Annotated in this window: 18 protein-coding genes; 5 read left to right on the forward strand and 13 right to left on the reverse strand. The window is 68.5% G+C overall.

What is annotated here, in order from left to right; all coding sequences use genetic code 11:
- Positions 1-238: 238 nt before the first annotated feature.
- The 6 genes from V6U86_RS14465 to V6U86_RS14490 form a co-directional block, all read right to left on the reverse strand.
- The gene (locus tag V6U86_RS14465) at positions 239-1,162 is read right to left on the reverse strand and encodes an AEC family transporter (RefSeq protein WP_334503191.1); all 924 of its coding nucleotides are present in this window, start codon (positions 1,160-1,162) and stop codon (positions 239-241) included.
- A gap of 7 nt (positions 1,163-1,169) precedes the next feature.
- Positions 1,170-1,331 (reverse strand): hypothetical protein, encoded by a 162-nt coding sequence (locus V6U86_RS14470; protein WP_334503193.1) that lies wholly within the window; start codon positions 1,329-1,331, stop codon positions 1,170-1,172.
- Positions 1,332-1,836: 505 nt separating this feature from the next.
- Positions 1,837-2,382, reverse strand: a complete 546-nt coding sequence (locus V6U86_RS14475; RefSeq protein ID WP_334503195.1) for a GNAT family N-acetyltransferase — start codon at positions 2,380-2,382, stop codon at positions 1,837-1,839.
- Between the two features lie 282 nt (positions 2,383-2,664).
- Positions 2,665-3,345, reverse strand: coding sequence for a GOLPH3/VPS74 family protein (locus V6U86_RS14480; RefSeq protein WP_334503197.1), 681 nt, complete (start codon positions 3,343-3,345; stop codon positions 2,665-2,667).
- Complete coding sequence (locus V6U86_RS14485) at positions 3,342-4,061, reverse strand: ABC transporter permease (RefSeq protein ID WP_334503199.1); 720 nt, start codon at positions 4,059-4,061, stop codon at positions 3,342-3,344. The genes V6U86_RS14480 and V6U86_RS14485 overlap by 4 nt, the downstream gene beginning before the upstream one ends.
- 26 nt (positions 4,062-4,087) lie before the next feature.
- Positions 4,088-4,969 (reverse strand): ABC transporter ATP-binding protein, encoded by an 882-nt coding sequence (locus V6U86_RS14490; RefSeq protein WP_334503201.1) that lies wholly within the window; start codon positions 4,967-4,969, stop codon positions 4,088-4,090.
- A 107-nt stretch (positions 4,970-5,076) separates the two neighbouring features.
- Here V6U86_RS14490 and V6U86_RS14495 point away from each other — a divergent pair, with 107 nt between their 5' ends.
- Together V6U86_RS14495 and V6U86_RS14500 are read left to right on the forward strand one after the other, a co-directional pair.
- A complete protein-coding gene (locus V6U86_RS14495; RefSeq protein WP_334503203.1) occupies positions 5,077-6,219 on the forward strand; it encodes a sensor histidine kinase in 1,143 nt (380 codons plus the stop codon).
- Positions 6,216-6,818 (forward strand): response regulator transcription factor, encoded by a 603-nt coding sequence (locus tag V6U86_RS14500; protein ID WP_334503206.1) that lies wholly within the window; start codon positions 6,216-6,218, stop codon positions 6,816-6,818. The genes V6U86_RS14495 and V6U86_RS14500 overlap by 4 nt, the downstream gene beginning before the upstream one ends.
- A 204-nt stretch (positions 6,819-7,022) precedes the next feature.
- On the opposite strand, the gene V6U86_RS14505 is transcribed toward V6U86_RS14500, so the two are convergent.
- The 3 genes from V6U86_RS14505 to V6U86_RS14515 form a co-directional block, all read right to left on the reverse strand.
- Complete coding sequence (locus V6U86_RS14505) at positions 7,023-7,331, reverse strand: GNAT family N-acetyltransferase (protein WP_334503208.1); 309 nt, start codon at positions 7,329-7,331, stop codon at positions 7,023-7,025.
- A 73-nt stretch (positions 7,332-7,404) separates the two neighbouring features.
- Positions 7,405-9,294, reverse strand: coding sequence for a carboxylesterase/lipase family protein (locus tag V6U86_RS14510; RefSeq protein ID WP_334503210.1), 1,890 nt, complete (start codon positions 9,292-9,294; stop codon positions 7,405-7,407).
- Between the two features lie 312 nt (positions 9,295-9,606).
- Positions 9,607-10,443, reverse strand: a complete 837-nt coding sequence (locus tag V6U86_RS14515) for a helix-turn-helix domain-containing protein (protein WP_334503212.1) — start codon at positions 10,441-10,443, stop codon at positions 9,607-9,609.
- Positions 10,444-10,447: 4 nt separating this feature from the next.
- Here V6U86_RS14515 and V6U86_RS14520 point away from each other — a divergent pair, with 4 nt between their 5' ends.
- Positions 10,448-11,413, forward strand: coding sequence for an aldo/keto reductase (locus V6U86_RS14520; RefSeq protein WP_442934941.1), 966 nt, complete (start codon positions 10,448-10,450; stop codon positions 11,411-11,413).
- Between the two features lie 95 nt (positions 11,414-11,508).
- Positions 11,509-12,243 (forward strand): class I SAM-dependent methyltransferase, encoded by a 735-nt coding sequence (locus V6U86_RS14525; protein ID WP_334503219.1) that lies wholly within the window; start codon positions 11,509-11,511, stop codon positions 12,241-12,243.
- A 213-nt stretch (positions 12,244-12,456) separates the two neighbouring features.
- On the opposite strand, the gene V6U86_RS14530 is transcribed toward V6U86_RS14525, so the two are convergent.
- Both V6U86_RS14530 and V6U86_RS14535 read right to left on the reverse strand, forming a co-directional pair.
- Entirely contained in the window at positions 12,457-12,933 is a 477-nt protein-coding gene (locus V6U86_RS14530) for a response regulator (protein WP_334503222.1), read from the reverse strand.
- Between the two features lie 93 nt (positions 12,934-13,026).
- Positions 13,027-13,446 (reverse strand): ATP-binding protein, encoded by a 420-nt coding sequence (locus V6U86_RS14535; protein WP_334503224.1) that lies wholly within the window; start codon positions 13,444-13,446, stop codon positions 13,027-13,029.
- A gap of 218 nt (positions 13,447-13,664) precedes the next feature.
- Between V6U86_RS14535 and V6U86_RS14540 the strand changes: the two genes are divergently transcribed.
- Positions 13,665-14,027, forward strand: coding sequence for an STAS domain-containing protein (locus tag V6U86_RS14540; protein ID WP_334503226.1), 363 nt, complete (start codon positions 13,665-13,667; stop codon positions 14,025-14,027).
- Here the strand turns inward: V6U86_RS14540 and V6U86_RS14545 are convergent, their stop codons facing one another.
- Positions 14,028-15,284, reverse strand: a complete 1,257-nt coding sequence (locus V6U86_RS14545) for a PP2C family protein-serine/threonine phosphatase (RefSeq protein ID WP_334503229.1) — start codon at positions 15,282-15,284, stop codon at positions 14,028-14,030.
- Positions 15,285-15,394: 110 nt separating this feature from the next.
- On the reverse strand, positions 15,395-15,871 hold the full coding sequence (locus V6U86_RS14550) for a hypothetical protein (RefSeq protein WP_334503231.1): 477 nt from the start codon (positions 15,869-15,871) through the stop codon (positions 15,395-15,397).
- Positions 15,872-16,155 lie beyond the last annotated feature (284 nt).

Below are 16,155 nucleotides of genomic sequence, written 5' to 3' on the forward strand. Positions count from 1 at the left end.
TTCTTCCCCTGGGCCGTCTGTGTCGGCGTAGGCGGAGGCGCATGAAGGGTGCCCTGGTCAAAGGGCCAGGGGCCAGGGACGTGAGGGCGTCTCGATCACACTGATGTTCCGGACCAGAGGTGCTCGGCTTTGCTCTCGTACTCATGGCGCGAGTCAGCGGTGTCGGCGGTTCCCTCTTCCCTTTCCCCCAGCCAGTGCTCCCGGTCGGTGAGCGAGAGGGCCGGGTCAGCTGTTGGACCTACCCGAGCAGTGTCGCCGCCGCGGCCAGGGTGGTCAGCGACAGCGTCGTGGTCACCACCACCGCCCGGTTGGCGACCGCCTCGCCGACGCCGTACTGCTGGGCGTAGATGAACGTGTTCTGTGCTGTCGGCAGGCCCGCGCACACCACCACGGCGAGCAACTGCGGCGCGGACAGGTGCAAGGCAAGCCCGGCCGCGTACGCGATGACCGGTTGGGCGACGAGCTTCAGCGCGGTGATCACGGCCAGTTCGGCGAGCTCGGCTGGCTCTGCCCGCGACGGCGCGGTGCGGTGCAGTGACGCGCCGAGCGCGACGAGGGCGGCTGGCACCGCGGCGCCCGACAGCAGGGTGAGCGACGCGTCGGCCGTCGACGGCAGTCGCAGGCCGGCGGCCGAGCATGCGACACCGAGCAGCGACGCCAGGATCACAGGGTTGCGTACCGGCAGGGAGGCGATACGGCGGACCCGTACCCGTCCGGCCGGGTCGCTGTGCCGGTCCAGGGCGACCAGGATCACGGGCGTCACCACCAGCAGTTGCAGCAGCACCACCTCCGCCAGGAATGACACGTTGCCGAGGACCTGCGTTGCGATCGGGATGCCGAGGTTCGCCGAGTTTACGTACCCGGCGGCCATGCCCCAGATCGGCCGTTCGCCAGGCGTGCGACCGAACAGCCAGCTCGCGCCGACCCACCCGAACCCGACGACCGCGGCAGTGCTCACTCCAAAGGCGAGCAGCGAGCGGCCGGCGAACCCGGAGAGCGGCATCCGGGACAGGGCGAGGAACAGGGCGGACGGCATCGCAAGATGGAACACGAACCGGCCGAGCACCGACGCCGCCGCCTCGCCCAGCAGGCCCCAACGACAGGCCGTGTAGCCGACAGCGGTAAGGATCCAGATCGGTACGAACGCCGACACCAAGCTCATACGGGCGTCACCGGCGGCGGGCGTCGCGCCGGCTCAGGGCCTGGCAGGCGTCCGGGGCGTACGAGTCGAGAAGCCCGGCGACAATCTGCACCTGGGCGAGCATCTCGTCGACCTGCCGCAGGGAGAGCCCGCTTCGGTGACACTGCACCGCGCTTTCGCCGTTCGTCACATACACCGATGCGCGCAAGGTGCATACCAAGCCGCCGGACAGCCGGAGGCTATCAACGTGTACGTCGATCGGGAAGCCACGCGTTCAGCCTCGCACTCCGTCCGGACCGAGCAAACATCCCGCTCATCCGCCTGAACAGGACGGCGGGCGGTGTCGCGAGCAGCGGCGGTATTACCGGGTGTACGGACTGCGGGGGCGATTTCCTGCCGCAACAGCGCCGCCTCGTTGTCGTGGTCGCACAGCAGCAGCACCTTGAACTCTGGCTGGCCGAACGGGCTCGCCCAGTGATGAACCGCTTGCGACAGGGAAGCCGCTCCACCAGCTGTTTGTCATTCGGCCCCACCCTCATCGACGTAGATCCACGAGCTCATGGTCTTACGCGCGGCCTTGTCTTGCCTGGTCGTCAGTGTGCGCGGGAGCCAGCACTGTACAACAGGCCTCGTCCGAAGCCTGGCCGGGCCACGGCCGCGGACCAATGAAACAAGTAGCCGATGAGCGCACGGGATCAGGCACTTCTGGGCTCTGGTATGTACGCGGCCGCGACGGGTGTGCGAACTGTCCATCCGAGAGCTTGATAAAGGCGGCGACCGTCGTCAGTAGCGACCAGGACACCGGTGTCCGCTCCAAGTCGGAGGGCGTGCGGCTCGAGCGAGCGCATGACGACGCTGCCCAGTCCGCGGCGCCGGTGCGCAGGTGCGGTTTCGACCTGGTCGACGATCCCGAACGCGTCGGCAGTCGTGAGCCTGCCGGACGCGGCGACCTGCCCCTCGGGGTCGAGAACGATAGAGGTGACAACATCGCCGGAGGTCTGAAGCCGTGCGGTGTACGGCGATCCAGGAGTTGTGTCGGAGTCCCCCCGGTACGTCGTCGTCATGAGGTAGCCGGTGTCCGCAAGCTTCCACTTGGGCGGGAGAGCAGCACGCAAGTAAGTCGGATCTCCTGCGATCTTGATCCAGGTTCCAGGTGCGTTCTGGTGCCGGCCGAGCCAAGTCAGGGTCTGCTCATCGGGATCGTGTAGCACGTACCGCAGGCGGTGAGCGTGGAGTCCCACGTCGACACGCCATCCACCGGGTACCTCAGCGGGTGGTGGCGCGGCCCGGGAGATGACCCAACCACGTACCCATGCGCTCACTAGCCTGGCCAGGTCGCCATGGGGCCCGCTCCCGATTTCTTCAACCAACACGGTCGTCCACCCTTGCTTGGCTTCCTTGAGTGCCACCACCTTATTGCAAGGAAGTGGCAACAAGGCCCGGCAGGTGGTGCATGAGCGTTGGACCCGGTAGCTCCAGCCCGACCCCCACGTAGGTGCAGGCTTTTGCGGACGGGCGAGACTCTAGCCCCGAGGAAGCACGGTGATGGCCGCGATGGCGCTGTTGACGACGGTGGCCGTCACGGTGCGGGTCACGGCTGCCCCCGCGGCGTCGGCGCCCCAGTTGCCCTGCTCGAGTTCCTTGGCTCGGCTGATCACCGGTGACGTCCACGGGATCTCGCGGTGGAACTGCGGGAGTGTTCCGCTCGCCGAGAGCAGCGCCGCGAGCGCGGCGACCCGGGCTTGCGGCTCCGCGCCGTCCACGAGGACCCGCCGAACGTCGGCGAGCAGGCGGGACCGACGTTCGGTCCGGCCGTCGCGCAGGGCCGTCGTCCGGAACAGGCCGAGCACCTTACGCGGCTTCTGGTCGATGTCGCCCCGCGCGATGAGCCGCTCCAGAACCGGCCCCCGCAGCGGGGGACCGATCGCGGCCAGTGCCGTCTGCACCCCTCGGGGTTTCTCGGCGAGGTAGTCCCACGCCGGGCGCAGGAGGCCGTCCGACGGCGGGTGACCCGCCACGCTGCTGACCCGCCCCCGGCCCGACGTGGTCAGGTGACCGCCGAGGGCGAGGTCCGCGAGGACGGCTCCGCCGAGGACGTAGAAGAGGGTGTTCTCACCCGCGATGGTCCCCGACCTGGGCTGGAACAGCAGCAGTAGGAGGTCTTCCACGAGGGTCGGGGCGTCCGACCGGGGTTCGGTGGTCATCGGCGGGGCTCCCAGCGGAAGAGGCGGGTGGCGAGGGCTACGGCGATGACGACCCAGCCCAGCGTGGGCGCGAGCAGGAGCAGGGAGTCGATCACGGCGACGCCGCCGTTCCAGGCGTTCATCGTCAACTCGGTGGCCGCTCCGCCGGGCAGCAGCCGCTTGAGCCAGGCGAGGTTCTCGGTGCCGGAGATGCCGACCCAGCTGGCCACGGCGATCACACCGAGGGTAACGGGCAGGGTGGTGACCTGGGCGTGTTCGGGGGAGTTCGTCAGACCGGCCGTGGCCAGCGCCAACCCGATCATCATGGCCACGGTCGCGAGAACCGCCACCACCAGCAGGGCGACGTTGTCCGGCCCACCGGCGACCACGGCCAGGGCGGTCAGCATCGCGGTCACCTGCACCACGGTGAGCAGGAGTACGGGCAGCAGCAGGCCGGCGAGGATGCCGGCGTCGCCTTCGGCGGTGGAGCGCAGCCGCTTGAGGAAGAGATTCTGACGCCGGGAGGCCAGGGTGGTGACGGCCGTGGCGTAGAGCCCGAACGCGGCCACGGTGAACATCACGATCGCGGCGATGTAGCCGAGGCTCCCGATGGCGACGTAGGTCTCGTGCTGACGGACGAAAAACGCGGACACCGCCGCCGGGATGATGAGGCTGGTGATCAGCACCAGCCTGTTGCGGAAGATCTGGATCAGTTCGCTGGACGCGATGGACAACACGGTGATGGGCCTCTCGGAGAACGAAATCAACTGTTGATGGCGCGGAAAACGTCGTCGAGCCGGGTCGGTCCGGCCGCCAGGTCGCGCAGTTCCACGGCGTGGTCCTGCGCCCAGCCGAGCAGGAGGTGCAGGTCCTTCTGCAGTTCGAAGGATTCGACAGTGACCTTCCCGTCGGCGTCGACGGCCGCGTGCAGCGGTAGCGGCGGAACCGGCGCGGCAAGAGAGAAGCGGATCACGCCGGGGAGGGTGCGGGTCAGCTCGGACACAGTGCCCTCGCGGTGGAGGGTGCCCTCGTGCATGAGCCCGATCCGGTCGGCACGCTGCTGGGCCTCCTCCAAATAGTGCGTGGTGAGCACGATGGTGGAACCGTTCTCCCGCAGCCGGTCCACGGTCGCCCAGACGGCGTCGCGGGACTGGATGTCGAGGCCGGTGGTCGGCTCGTCCAGGAAGATCAGCTCCGGGGTGCCGTAGACCGCGGTGGCGAAGTCCAACCGCCGCTTCTCCCCGCCGGACAACTGGGACACCTTGCGTCCGGCGCGACCGGTGAGGTCGACCACGTCGAGCACCCGACCGACATCGTCGGCGCGCCGGGTGAGCCGGCCAATCAGGCCGACGGACTCACGGACGGTGAGGTCCGGGGAGAATCCGCTCTCCTGGAGCATCACGCCCATCCGGGGACGTACCGCCCGGCGGTCGTCGGGCCTGTGCCCGAAGACGCGTACCGAGCCAGAGGTCGGCTTCCGGTGGCCCTCGACGACCTCCAGGGTCGAGGTCTTCCCGGCTCCGTTGGTGCCGAGCAGTGCGTAGAGCTCTCCGGGCCGTACCTCGAAGGAGAGATCCTTCACGGCGTGGAAGTCGCCGTAGGTGAGGTTCAGCCGTTCGACTTCGATGACGGGTGTAGTGGACATGCACCAATGACAGCGCGGACGCGACCGACCCGTCAGTGGCGTCATGTCATCACCGCATGTGACGTGGTGTCACTGGTCATGGCACCTGGCTGCCCGATACTGGTGTGGTGACCGCGAGATCGCCGCGCTTCACCGAGTCGACGCAGGGAAGGCTGCGACGGCTCAACCTCGCCACGTCCCTACCGCCGGTCGTGGTCGCCGCGGTGATCCTGGTCTACACCGACGCGGATACCTGGTGGCACCTTGTCGTCCTGGCGCCGGGGGCCGTGGCGGGCGTGGTGGCCTTCGAGCGGTGGACGGCCAACGACCTGGCGCGGGTGGCGGTGCCGTGCCTGGTCGTGGCGGGAGCGGTGTGGCCACTGGGGGTCCTGGTGACCGGCAGCCCCAACGCCTACTGGGGGTTCTGCGCGGTGGGCTCGCTCGCCATGCGCGAGGTTCGGCGGCACCGGAAGCTGGCGGTGGCCGGGCTCGTCGCCTACGTCGCCGTCGTCGGCACGGCGCGGCTGCTGGTGCAGCGGGACGACATCGGTCACGTCCTGGTCACCTACGTCCTCATCCCGACCGTCCTCACCATCGCCGTGACGGTCTTCACCATCGTGGGCGAGCGTTTCTACGACCTCATCCGGGAGCTCGAACAGACCCGGGAGCGGGAAGCGGAACTCGCGGTGATCCGCGAACGCGTCCGCTTCGCCAGCGACCTGCATGACATCCAGGGCCACACCCTGCACGTGGTGAAGCTGAAGATCGCCCTGGCGCAGCGACTGCTGCTCCGCGACACCGCTCGGGCGGAGAAGGAACTGCGGGAGACGTACGCGCTGGTCAGCGACACCATCGCGCAGACCAAGGAGTTGGCCTACGCGCAACGGCGGCTCAACCTCACCGCGGAGATCGAGAACGCGAAGAACCTGTTCGAGGCCGCCGGCATCCGGGTCCGGGTGACCCGGGAGGCCGAGGTCGATGCGCGCGCCAACGAACTGCTCGGTCAGGTGCTTCGCGAGACGACCACCAACATCCTGCGGCACGCGCAGGCCACCCAGGTGCACATCACGATCTCCGAGTCGAGCATCACCATCGTCAACGACGGCGTCACCACCACCACGCCGCCCGAGCTCAGGGGACTGGCCGCACTCCGGCAACGGGTGGCGGGTGACGGAGGGGAGTTGACCGTGGAACAGCAGCAGGGACGCTTTCGGACGGCGGCGACGTTCCCCGCCGTACGTGCCGGCGGGGAACGGAGTAACGGCCGATGACCACCATCGTGCTCGCCGACGACGAGGCGCTGCTGCGTACGGCCCTGGCCGCGCTGCTGCCGATGGAGGGCGACATCACCGTTCTCGCCGAGGCGCAGGACGGCCGGACGGCCGTCGAAGCCACCCTGCGGCACGGACCCGACGTGCTGGTCATCGACCTGGAGATGCCGGGCGTGGACGGCCTGGGCGCGGTCGCCGAGATCCGGCGTACGCGCCCGGAGCAGGTGGTTCTCATGCTGACCCGGCACGCCCGCCCCGGCGTGTTGCGCAAGGCGTTGAAGCTCGGTGTTCAGGGCTTCGTCAGCAAGTCCGCCGAGCCGGCGCACATCTCGTCCGTCATCGCCACCCTGCACGCGGGCAAACGTTGGATCGACCCGGACGTGTCCGCGCTCGCCGTCACCGAGGACAACCCCCTCACCGACCGTGAGGCCGACGTCCTGCGGGTCACCGGCGAGGGCTACTCGGTCGCCGACATCGCCGCGCGCCTGCACCTGGCGCCGGGCACCGTCCGCAACTACGTCTCCAACGCGATGCGCAAGACCCAGACCCGGACCCGCCACGAAGCGGCCCGCTACGCCCGCGAACACGACTGGCTGTGACCAACGGGCGATCACGCCAGATCAGCATGGAATCTGTCCACGCCGGCTGAATTTCTCAGGCGGCGCCGACGACAGCCTCCCGGAACCCATCAGGCTCCTGATCCTGGATGCCCGTGACAGTGATCTTCTGACCCTCGTACGCCTTCTTGTTGTTTCCGCTGCTCATAGCGCCTCCGTCGTCGCATCGTCGCCATGCACGGCCGTTCAGTCACTGACCCTGCTGTGGGCCTGGTACACCAGGTCCTGATACTCGGGGTGCCTGGCGATCCACCCCGCGATAAATGGGCAGGTGGCCAGGACCAGCAGGTTCGCGGCGCGCGCCTCGTCGAGGGCGGTGCGGGCCAGTGCTGCCCCGACCCCCTTGCCCTCGTACTCCGGCAAGACCTCGGTGTGTACGAAAGCGACGAGTTCCGTGGTACGGATGTACTGCGCAACGCCCGCGACCTTGGACTCTCCGTCGACGCGAGCCTCGTATCGCTTGGCCTCGGGGGCATCACTCACTCTTACTGCCATGTGTCATCCAGGTGTCTTCAGCGTGGATTTCAAGCCACGCGCGGTTCGGTCTGGTTGATGGTCACTTACTCGTCTAGGGGATCGGCCCGTCGTAGTCCATCCAGAAGTTGACGGCGTCGGGGCGTGGACGGGGTGCCATCCCGCTGCCGCCAGCGAACTCCATGACGTGGTCGGGCGCTTGCTCGACCGTCGGCCAGGGCGGCAGGCCTGGTCCGTTGGGGTCGCCGGTGCGGACAAAGTTGACCCAGTACGCGCTCATCTGGTCGCGGAGCCGGTAGTCGGCCTCCGTGTAGTCGGCGGCGCTGTCGGCGCCCAGGTTGTCGTATGCGTACGCGACCTCGGCACCGTGGTAGGCGCCGTACTTTTCAAGCCCCTTCTCGGGAGGGATGTGTGAGAAGAAGTAAAGATAGGCGTCCGACTCACCCGTCTGCGTCTGCAACTGAGCCCAGCGCCGCATGGCTCGGGTCATGATCTTGTCGGTTTCGGCCCGCAGGAGCGACTCGAGAACCTGTTCCGTTGTCTCCCCTGGATACAGATCGAGGAACCGATCCGCATCCTCACCGTATGTCTCGCGTGCGGACGACCGGTACTCGTCGACGTCCGTGTCCGGCGGGCTGGCCAGCGCGAGCGAGGCCTCGTCCGCGTTGCTGCCGACCAGGGTCGGCACGTCCAGTTGCTCCGCGGACGCGTAGGTCTCCGCCGGCGATCGCTCGAGTACGTGGCCGTCGACGGAGGGCTGCCAGTGGGCATCGAGCGCACCCGCCGCGTCCAGGACGCGCTCGACGGGCATTCCGCGCATCTCCTCGATGGTCGCCCCTCCCAGTTGCTCGCTCAGGCGGCGGCCGGCATCCTCTGCCGACTCGCGCGTGTCAGTCTGGTCGCCGCGCTCGGTGTTCCCCGTGGTGCCCATGCACGCTCCGCTGCCGGCGATGATGCCGTCCACGAGGTCTTCGGCGAGCGGTGTCGCACCGAGGATGCAGACGCTCTCACCCCCGGCGGATTCGCCCGCGATCGTGACCTGGTCGGGGTCGCCGCCGAATGCCGCGATGTTGTCGCGCACCCAGGCCAGGGCGGCGATCTGGTCGAGGATCCCGTAGTTGCCCGACGCGTCGTGCGCGGACTCGGCGGACAGTTCGGGATGGGACAGGAATCCGAGTACCCCCAGCCGGTAGTTGACGGTCACGGTGATCACCTGGCCCCGGGAGGCGAGCGCCTCGCCATCGTAGAGGGGGAGGGCGCCGGAGCCGGTCGCGAAGCCGCCGCCGGGGATGTAGACGAGCACGGGAAGGTTCTCCGAGGCGGGTGTGGTGCTCCGCCAGATGTTGAGGGAGAGACTGTCCTCGCTCACGGGATACGGATTGAGGAGCGTGCCTTCCAGGGGCACCTGCACGATCTGCGAGAGCGCCCGAGTGAAGAACGTGGAGGTGCTCTGAACCGGAACGGCGGAGAACCGGTCTGCGGTGAACACGCCCTCGCGCGGCTTCGGCGGCTCAGGCGCACGCCAACGCAGATCCCCCACCGGAGCCTGCGCATACGGGATACCCGCGAAGACCTCGACTGTGCGCTCGTCGTTGTAGACGCCGGCGATCGGGCCCTGCTGCGTCTGCACCGGCCCGGACGGCGAGCGGTCCTCGCCGCCCGCGATGCGGGTCTGCGGCGGTGGATAGGCGACCACCGCCGCCCCGAATACGAGCGTCCCGGCGAGCAGCCACGCACCTGTCTGGAGCAGTGCGTGCCCTCGGGCCCACGAGCGCACTGTCGCACCGAGCACCATGAGCAGCCCCACGACAAGTGCCCAACCCCACCAGGGACTCCGGTTGAGCCACGCGAGCACGAACGCGATGGCCGTCAGCGGGAACAGGGCGACCCACTGGCGGAGGGACCTCGCGAACCGTCGGCGCCCACCAAACCTGGCACCCTCCTGGACGACACCGATTGGGCGCTGTTGCTGCTCGCTTCCCACTCTTCACTCCTGTTGCTGACTGAGAACCGACACATGTCGCGCGAAGCGCTTCACGAACGGCGCAGCGCTCGTCCGACGGTGTGCGGTGGTATCGGCTGGGGTTCCCAGTCGCCGTAGGGGAGGTTCAGCCGGTCGACTTCGATGACAGGTGTAGTGGACATGTACCCATGACAGCGCGGGCGCCGCTGACCCGTCAGTGGCGCCATGTCACGACCGCGTGTGACGTGGTGTCACTGGTTGTGGCCGTAGCTGCCGGATACCCGACCTCGGCCCCGGCGAACGTCGCGCATGCCCGCTGTACTGCGCCTTGCGTTATCTGTCCGTTCCGGCGCCCGTCAGCGCCTGGACGCCGACGACGTCCAGCAGCCGCAGCCGCTCGGCGGTCTCGCTGCCCTCCGCCGCGCTGAAGACCAGGATCCGCAGGTCGGTGCCGAGCGCGGCGAGGATGTCGCAGTCGAGGGTGAGCTCACCGATGCTCGCGTGCCGGACCGTCTTGGTCAGGGACTCGTGCACACCCACCGCGCCGGAATCCCACAGGGCCGCGAAGTCAGCGCTGCGGGTACGGAGCTCATCGATCAGTGCGGCCAGTCCAGCGTCCTTCGGATAGCGGGCTGAGCCCGCTCGCAGGTCGGACACGAAGGCCGCGCGGTGACCCGTGTCCCGGCTCACCGCCTGAGGGTATCCGGCGGGCGGTGCGACGAAGGACCACCACACCGCATTCCTGCCGAAGCCGCGTGACGGTGGCGGGTCACCGAACAGGGCCGCCCACAACGGGTTCCAGGTGATGAGGTTCCAGGCGGCGTCGTACACGCTCAGCGGTGTGCCGGTCAGTCGATCGAGCAGGCGCTGGACGCCCGCCGGCACATGATCGGACACCTGCCCGGCGCTCGGCACCGCCTGACCGGCGAGCACGAAAAGGTGCTCACGCTCCGCCGCCGCCAGCCGCAACGCCCGAGCCAACGCGGACAGTACCTGCGGGGACGGGTTCGTCGACCTGCCCTGTTCGAGCCGCACGATGTAGTCGACGGACAAGCCGGCGAGCAGCGCGAGCTCCTCACGCCGCAGGCCCGGCGCGCGCCGACCTCCGCCGTTTGGCAGGCCGACCTCGGCCGGTCTCGTGCGATCCCGCCAGGCGTACGGCCTCGGCACGCTGATGTTCGCCAGCCAGATGGGCAACGACCCGGATGAGTCGGTCCGGATCATCCACCGGGCGATCGACGCCGGGATCAACCTCATCGACACCGCCGATCGCTACGCCGACTCGGAGGACATCGTCGGAAAAGCCCTGAAGGGCCGCCGCGACGAGGTGGTCCTCGCCACCAAGGTCGGCCTGCCCATGGGCGAGGGCCCCAACCAGAAGGGCGCCTCCCGCCGCTGGATCACCACCGCCGTCGAGAACTCCCTGCGCCGGCTCGGCACCGACCACATCGACGTCTATCAGCTCCAACGGCCCGACCCGGACACCGACCTGGAGGAGACCCTGTCCGTCCTGACCGACCTCGTCAGGGCCGGCAAGGTGCGCGCCATCGGCTCGTCGACCACGCCCGCCTCGATGATCGTCCAGGCCCAGTGGGTAGCCGAGCGCGCCGGGCTGCAGCGGTTGCGCACTGAGCAGCCGCCGTATTCGATCCTGAACCGTGGCATCGAACGGGAGGTCCTGCCGCTCGCGCAGGAGTACGGAATAGGCGTCATGGTGTGGGGCCCGTTCGGCCAGGGCCTGCTGACCGGCCGGGTGCGCAAGGGCGGTGACAACGACCTCAAGCGCGCCCAGTTCTCCCGTCACCTGTCCGACGAGCGCCGCATCGACGTCGTCGAACAGCTCGTCCCGCTCGCGAAGGAGGCCGGCCTGCCCATGACCCACCTGGCCATGGCCTTCGCCATCGCCCACCCGGGCGTCAGCGCCGCGCTCCTCGGCCCGCGCACCATGGAACACCTCGACGACCTTCTGGCCGGGGCCGACGTCGAGTTGTCCGACGACATCCTCGACCGGATCGACGAGATCGTTCCGCCGGGCACCGACGTCACCGCGCTCGACCAGGAATACCGGCCCCCGGCCTTGCTCGAGACCGCTCTCCGGCGTCGCCCCGCCGGGCTCTGGTCGGCGGCATCGGAACGCTGAGTGCGGGATCCATGTTTCGTATGGGTCCCAGTGGCGGCGGAGCGCAGCAGCGAGTCTCGAAGGGTATGGCGGGCTCCGGCAGGTACCCTCGGCTCGTGTTTTCGCCTCAGGGTCCGTCTCTGCGGGAACTCTGCGTCCAGGCGTTGTCTTCGGTCGAGCGCGGCTATGACCTGCTGGCTCCGAAGTTCGACCACACGCCCTTCCGTACGCCGGACAGCTACCTCGATGCGATCGCCGACGCGCTGTCCGAGCTCGGGCCGTTCGACCGAGGGCTGGACGTCTGCTGCGGCACCGGCGCGGGCATGACGGTTCTGAAGTCTGCGTGCCGAGCAGGCATTACGGGCGTGGACTTCAGCGCTGGCATGCTCACGCAGGCGCGCAGCGCCCACCCGGACGCCACGTGGGTCCAGGCCGATGCTCGAGCCCTGCCATTCAGCGAGCACTTCAACCTCGCCGTCAGCTTCGGGGCGCTCGGGCATTTCCTGCCCAGCGAGCGCCCGGCGCTCTTCGAGGGGGTCTACCGCGCGCTGCGGCCCGGCGGGCTGTTCGCCTTCCCGATCGGTGCACCGCCGCCGCTGACCTCGACCGCGCACTGGGCCACGCTCGGATTCGACCTGGCGATGCGGGTCCGCAACGCCGTGTGGCGACCCCCGTTCGTCATGTACTACCGCACCAGCCCGCTGCCCGCCGTCCGCGACGACCTGACAGCGGCCGGCTTCACCGTGACGACACCCGCCTTGACCGTTCTGGGACAGCGACGCGACGGCAGCCCACGGTGCCGGCTCATCCTCGCGCGTAAGCCGACAGACCCGCACTGTCTGCTTGAGTGAATTCATGCTGTCCACGCCCCACGCGATGACCTGCCAGCCGGGCATGTGCGGGGAGAGCCGCCCGCCTTCGGCGTAGCCGCGGCGCAGACCAGCAACGCGCCGAACAGGTAGAGGTCGGCGAGGGCCGCCTCGGTCATCGTCGAAAGGCGTTCGGCCCGTGCGTCCGCCATCAGCCGGACCACCGTCTCGCTGCGGCAATGGCAGCCGCGTGCCCTATCCGAGGTCCGATGGTGCAAGAGGAAGCGAGGCGACCGTGCTGTAGAAGCGGTGGATGTCGCCAACGACGCGCTCAAAGGTGGGAAGGTCGACGGGTTTGGTGACGTAGGCGTTGGCGTGGGCGGCGTAGCTGTTGAGCACATCCGCATCGGTGCAGGAGGTCGTGAAGACCACGATAGGAATCACCTTCAGACGGTCGTCGACTTTGACCGCCGACAGGACCTCGGCACCGTTCATCCGGGGCATGTTCAAGTCGAGGATGATCAGATCGGGGCGGGGCGCCTCGGTGTGGGCGCCGGTACGGTTCAAAAACGCCATCGCTTCCTCGCCGTCGCCGACCGGGTGCAGCTCCGTGGGCAGACCGCACGCCGCGATAGCGCTTTCGATGAGTGCGACGTCGGCCGGGTCGTCCTCGACCAGCAGGATGCGCAGTGCGGAAACCGGGGTGCCGTTGGCATCGGCGGCAACGTTCACCCGCACGAGCCTACGACCGATTTGCATCAGCCACCATGGCCGACCGTCCGCCCTGCTGGCTCGTGGTCTCGACCATCGCCCCTACCCGCCCGGTCAGCAAGTGGGTGCTGCGGCTTGCCTGAGGTGTTTCGTGATGCGGAGCAGCACCTGGCCCGGCGCACCGGCGACGAAGGCGGCCGTGTCGGCGAGGGCACCGATCAGGGGCAGTCCACGGCCGCCGATGGTGAGCGGGGCGGGCAGGTCGGCGTCGAGTTTGGCATTGTCGGGGCTGCGGCCGCGGTTGCCGACCTCGATCAGGCAGACCTGGTCGTCGATGCTGATGGTGATGTCGACGTCGCCCCCGGGGTCGGCATGGATCACCGCGTTGGCGCATGCCTCGCTGATCAGCACGGCGAGGTTGGTGCGGGTGTCCTCGCTGACGTCGGTGAGGCTCAGCAGAGTGGTGAGGACATGGCGGGCGCGGGTCGTGGAGGATGGTTGGCGGGGGAGTGACAGCGTCATTCTCACCCGCATCTGCGTTACTCCCTCCGGCCCGTACATGACCCGCCGGACAACTGCCGACATCCTAGAGCGGGATGCGCCGGCTTTGATCAGCGCTACCGATGTCTCACCGCTACCCGGCCCGAGCCGAGGTGAAACGGCCGGGGTGTCCGCTCGACGTGCGCCGGCCGGCGGCGGTTCACCCGCCGGCGCAATAGGGTAAGCGGGGGTCATCGGCGTGGGAGGTTGTGGTGGATTTGCTGCTGTCGGTCCGGGCTGGCCGGGGTTGCACCGTGCTGGAGGTGCGCGGCGAGCTGGACATGGCCACCTCCCCGCAGCTGCGCGAGGGTCTGCAACGGTTGGTCGACGCCGGTGACCGTCAGGTGGTGGTGGACCTGGCCGAGGTCGGTTTCATGGACTCCAGCGGGCTGGGCGCGTTGGTGGTGATGTTCAAGGCGTGGCGGGATGTCGGGGGCCGGTTGTGTCTGGCCGCGGCGCAGCCTCCCGTGCGTAGCGTCCTGTCGGTCACGTCGGTGGATCAAGCCATCGATGTCTACGACAGTGTGTCGGCTGCTGAAGCCGATCTGCGTCCCACCGAAACGCCAGCCGGTTAGTCAGTCGGGCAGCGCGGTGCTCGCGCGTGTCTGGTCCGCTCCGGCACTGCTCTGCCGCTCCTCAGCATGTCCGCCGTGCCAGTCGATGATGAACAGGGTGGCGTCATCGACCAGCGTCGGTCCGCTGACCTCGAGCACGGCGTCGGCCAATGCCCGGACCGCCTCGCGCGGGTGCAGACCGGCGATCGACCGCAACATGGCCGGCAGATCCAGGCTGGCGGCGTTGCGCTCCCGCACGCCGTCGGTGACCACCACCAGACGGTCGCCGGGGCGTAGCGTGACCTCGCCGGCCCGGTATGTGGTCTCGGCGAACATGCCCAGGGGGAAGTTGCCCGGCAGCGACTGCATCTGGGTGTTTCCGTCGCGTACCAGCATCGGCGGAATGTGTCCGGCGTTGAGCAGCGCGCACACTCCGCTGCGCAGGTCCAGGCGGCCCAGTAGCGCGGTCACGAAGCTGCCGGGCACGGCAGTGTGGTCGGCCACGTCGGCGTTCGCGGCTTCGGCTTGTTCCACCAGGCCCACTCCGCGGCGGCGGCTGTTGCGCAGGCTGCCCACCCCCAGGGTGGCTGTCAGTGCGCTGGCCACCCCGTGGCCCATCGCGTCGGTGACGCTGAAGTGCAGCACGTCGCGGGCGAGGCTGTAGTCGAAGGTGTCCCCGCCGACGCTCGCGGCGGGTTCCAGCCAGCCGGACAGGGTGAACGCGCTGGCCTCACAGGTGAACGAGCTGGGCAGCAGGCGGCGCTGGATCTCCCCGGACAGGGTGAACGGGGTCGTGCGTTGCCCCCACTCGAAGAGGTCGGTGTGTCGCCGGTTGGCGATCACCACGAACGCCAACACGTGTGCCGTGCGACCGACCTCCTCCAGATCACGGGCATCCGGCTCGGCCGGCAGAACCATCTGCAGCAGGCCGATCGCCTCACCGCGGTCGGTCACCGGCGCCCACACCATCCACCCGTCAGGCTGCCCGACGACCCGCACCGTCTGCGTGCGCAACGCCTGCTCCGCGGGACCACCGTCAAACGGCATGACTGTGGCAAGCTCGTCGCCGTCCCGCCGTCCCTCCTCGGCAACGTGCAGTGGCACGTGCGCCAACCGGACCAACGCCCGGCCGCTCAGGTCCGCGATCAAGAACGCGACGCTACGAGCCCCCAGCGCCATGCCGAGTTCCCGGGTGACCGCCTCGACCGCCTCGACCGGGGAGGCGTTCTCCGCCGCATCCAACATCTGAGCCATGATCCGTTCTCGATTGCTTCCCACTGCCGGAGCCTACGACGGAGCCAGCTGATGCGGCTTCTTTCGGTTCGGCGGGCTTTCGTTTGACTTCGGCAGGTTCTCCAGCCTCGTAGGTGATGGTCCAGGATCTGAGCTCAGGCGGGCGCGAGCCAACGGATCGTTCTGTCGGTGAAGACCACTTCGTAGGGAAGGTCTCGTAGGTCTTCTGCGGTCGCGTCCAGGCCGCGAGCCCGAGCCAGCTGGGCTAGCCAGGACCAAGGATGGTCCTGCCCCTTTGCGCATTCTTCGTCGTCGGGAAGTACGGCGTTCAAGACGTGCTGGGTGATGCTGTCCCGAGTCTCGATGAGCGGGACGACACCGCCCGGGACGCCGGTTGATCGAGCAGTGACAGTGAATCCACGATCTGCGTGCAGGAGCACACGCCGACCGTCCTCCAGTATCGCGAACTCGCTGACTGTGAAGCTGCGGGTCCCGGCATCCTCGGGGTACGCCTCTCGGAGGTCGCAGCTGGCACCCAGGCCGACGATGCGGCCGGGCTCGACGGGGCGAAGGTTTTCTGGAGCACGGTACGCGCCAGGGTATGGGCGCCAACCGGCTTCCTCGTTGTCCACTGTCTGTCTCCCCGACGACCCCGTGATCGTTTGGCTGTTACCTACTGAACCGCGCCATCTGATCACCGGTTACGGACGGTAGCTGGGACGTGGCGGCAGGCGTACCTGACCTGCCGGCCCGTCGGAACGTGAAGGCATTGCGAAGGCCAACATTCACCACCGGTTATGTCGCACCCTTCGGGGAGACCGTTCGGAAAAGGTAAGCGTCAATGGGAATCTGGCATCTGATTAGCGCGACGCGTGGCGGCGGCGGCGAGGTCGTGGTGGGGCTCAAGCATGGTGAA

It is taken from the genome of Micromonospora sp. CPCC 205558 (genome assembly GCF_036902955.1).
In the GTDB taxonomy this organism is placed as follows: domain Bacteria; phylum Actinomycetota; class Actinomycetes; order Mycobacteriales; family Micromonosporaceae; genus Micromonospora.

Excerpts from the sequence above, each read along its gene's own strand:
- V6U86_RS14465 (WP_334503191.1), bottom strand. The coding sequence starts at position 1,162 with ATGAGCTTGGTGTCGGCGTTCGTACCGATCTGGATCCTTACCGCTGTC.
- V6U86_RS14480 (WP_334503197.1), bottom strand. The coding sequence starts at position 3,345 with ATGACCACCGAACCCCGGTCGGACGCCCCGACCCTCGTGGAAGACCTC.
- V6U86_RS14490 (WP_334503201.1), bottom strand. The coding sequence starts at position 4,969 with ATGTCCACTACACCCGTCATCGAAGTCGAACGGCTGAACCTCACCTAC.
- V6U86_RS14500 (WP_334503206.1), top strand. The coding sequence starts at position 6,216 with ATGACCACCATCGTGCTCGCCGACGACGAGGCGCTGCTGCGTACGGCC.
- V6U86_RS14505 (WP_334503208.1), bottom strand. The coding sequence starts at position 7,331 with ATGGCAGTAAGAGTGAGTGATGCCCCCGAGGCCAAGCGATACGAGGCT.
- V6U86_RS14520 (WP_442934941.1), top strand. The coding sequence starts at position 10,448 with ATGTTCGCCAGCCAGATGGGCAACGACCCGGATGAGTCGGTCCGGATC.
- V6U86_RS14535 (WP_334503224.1), bottom strand. The coding sequence starts at position 13,446 with ATGCGGGTGAGAATGACGCTGTCACTCCCCCGCCAACCATCCTCCACG.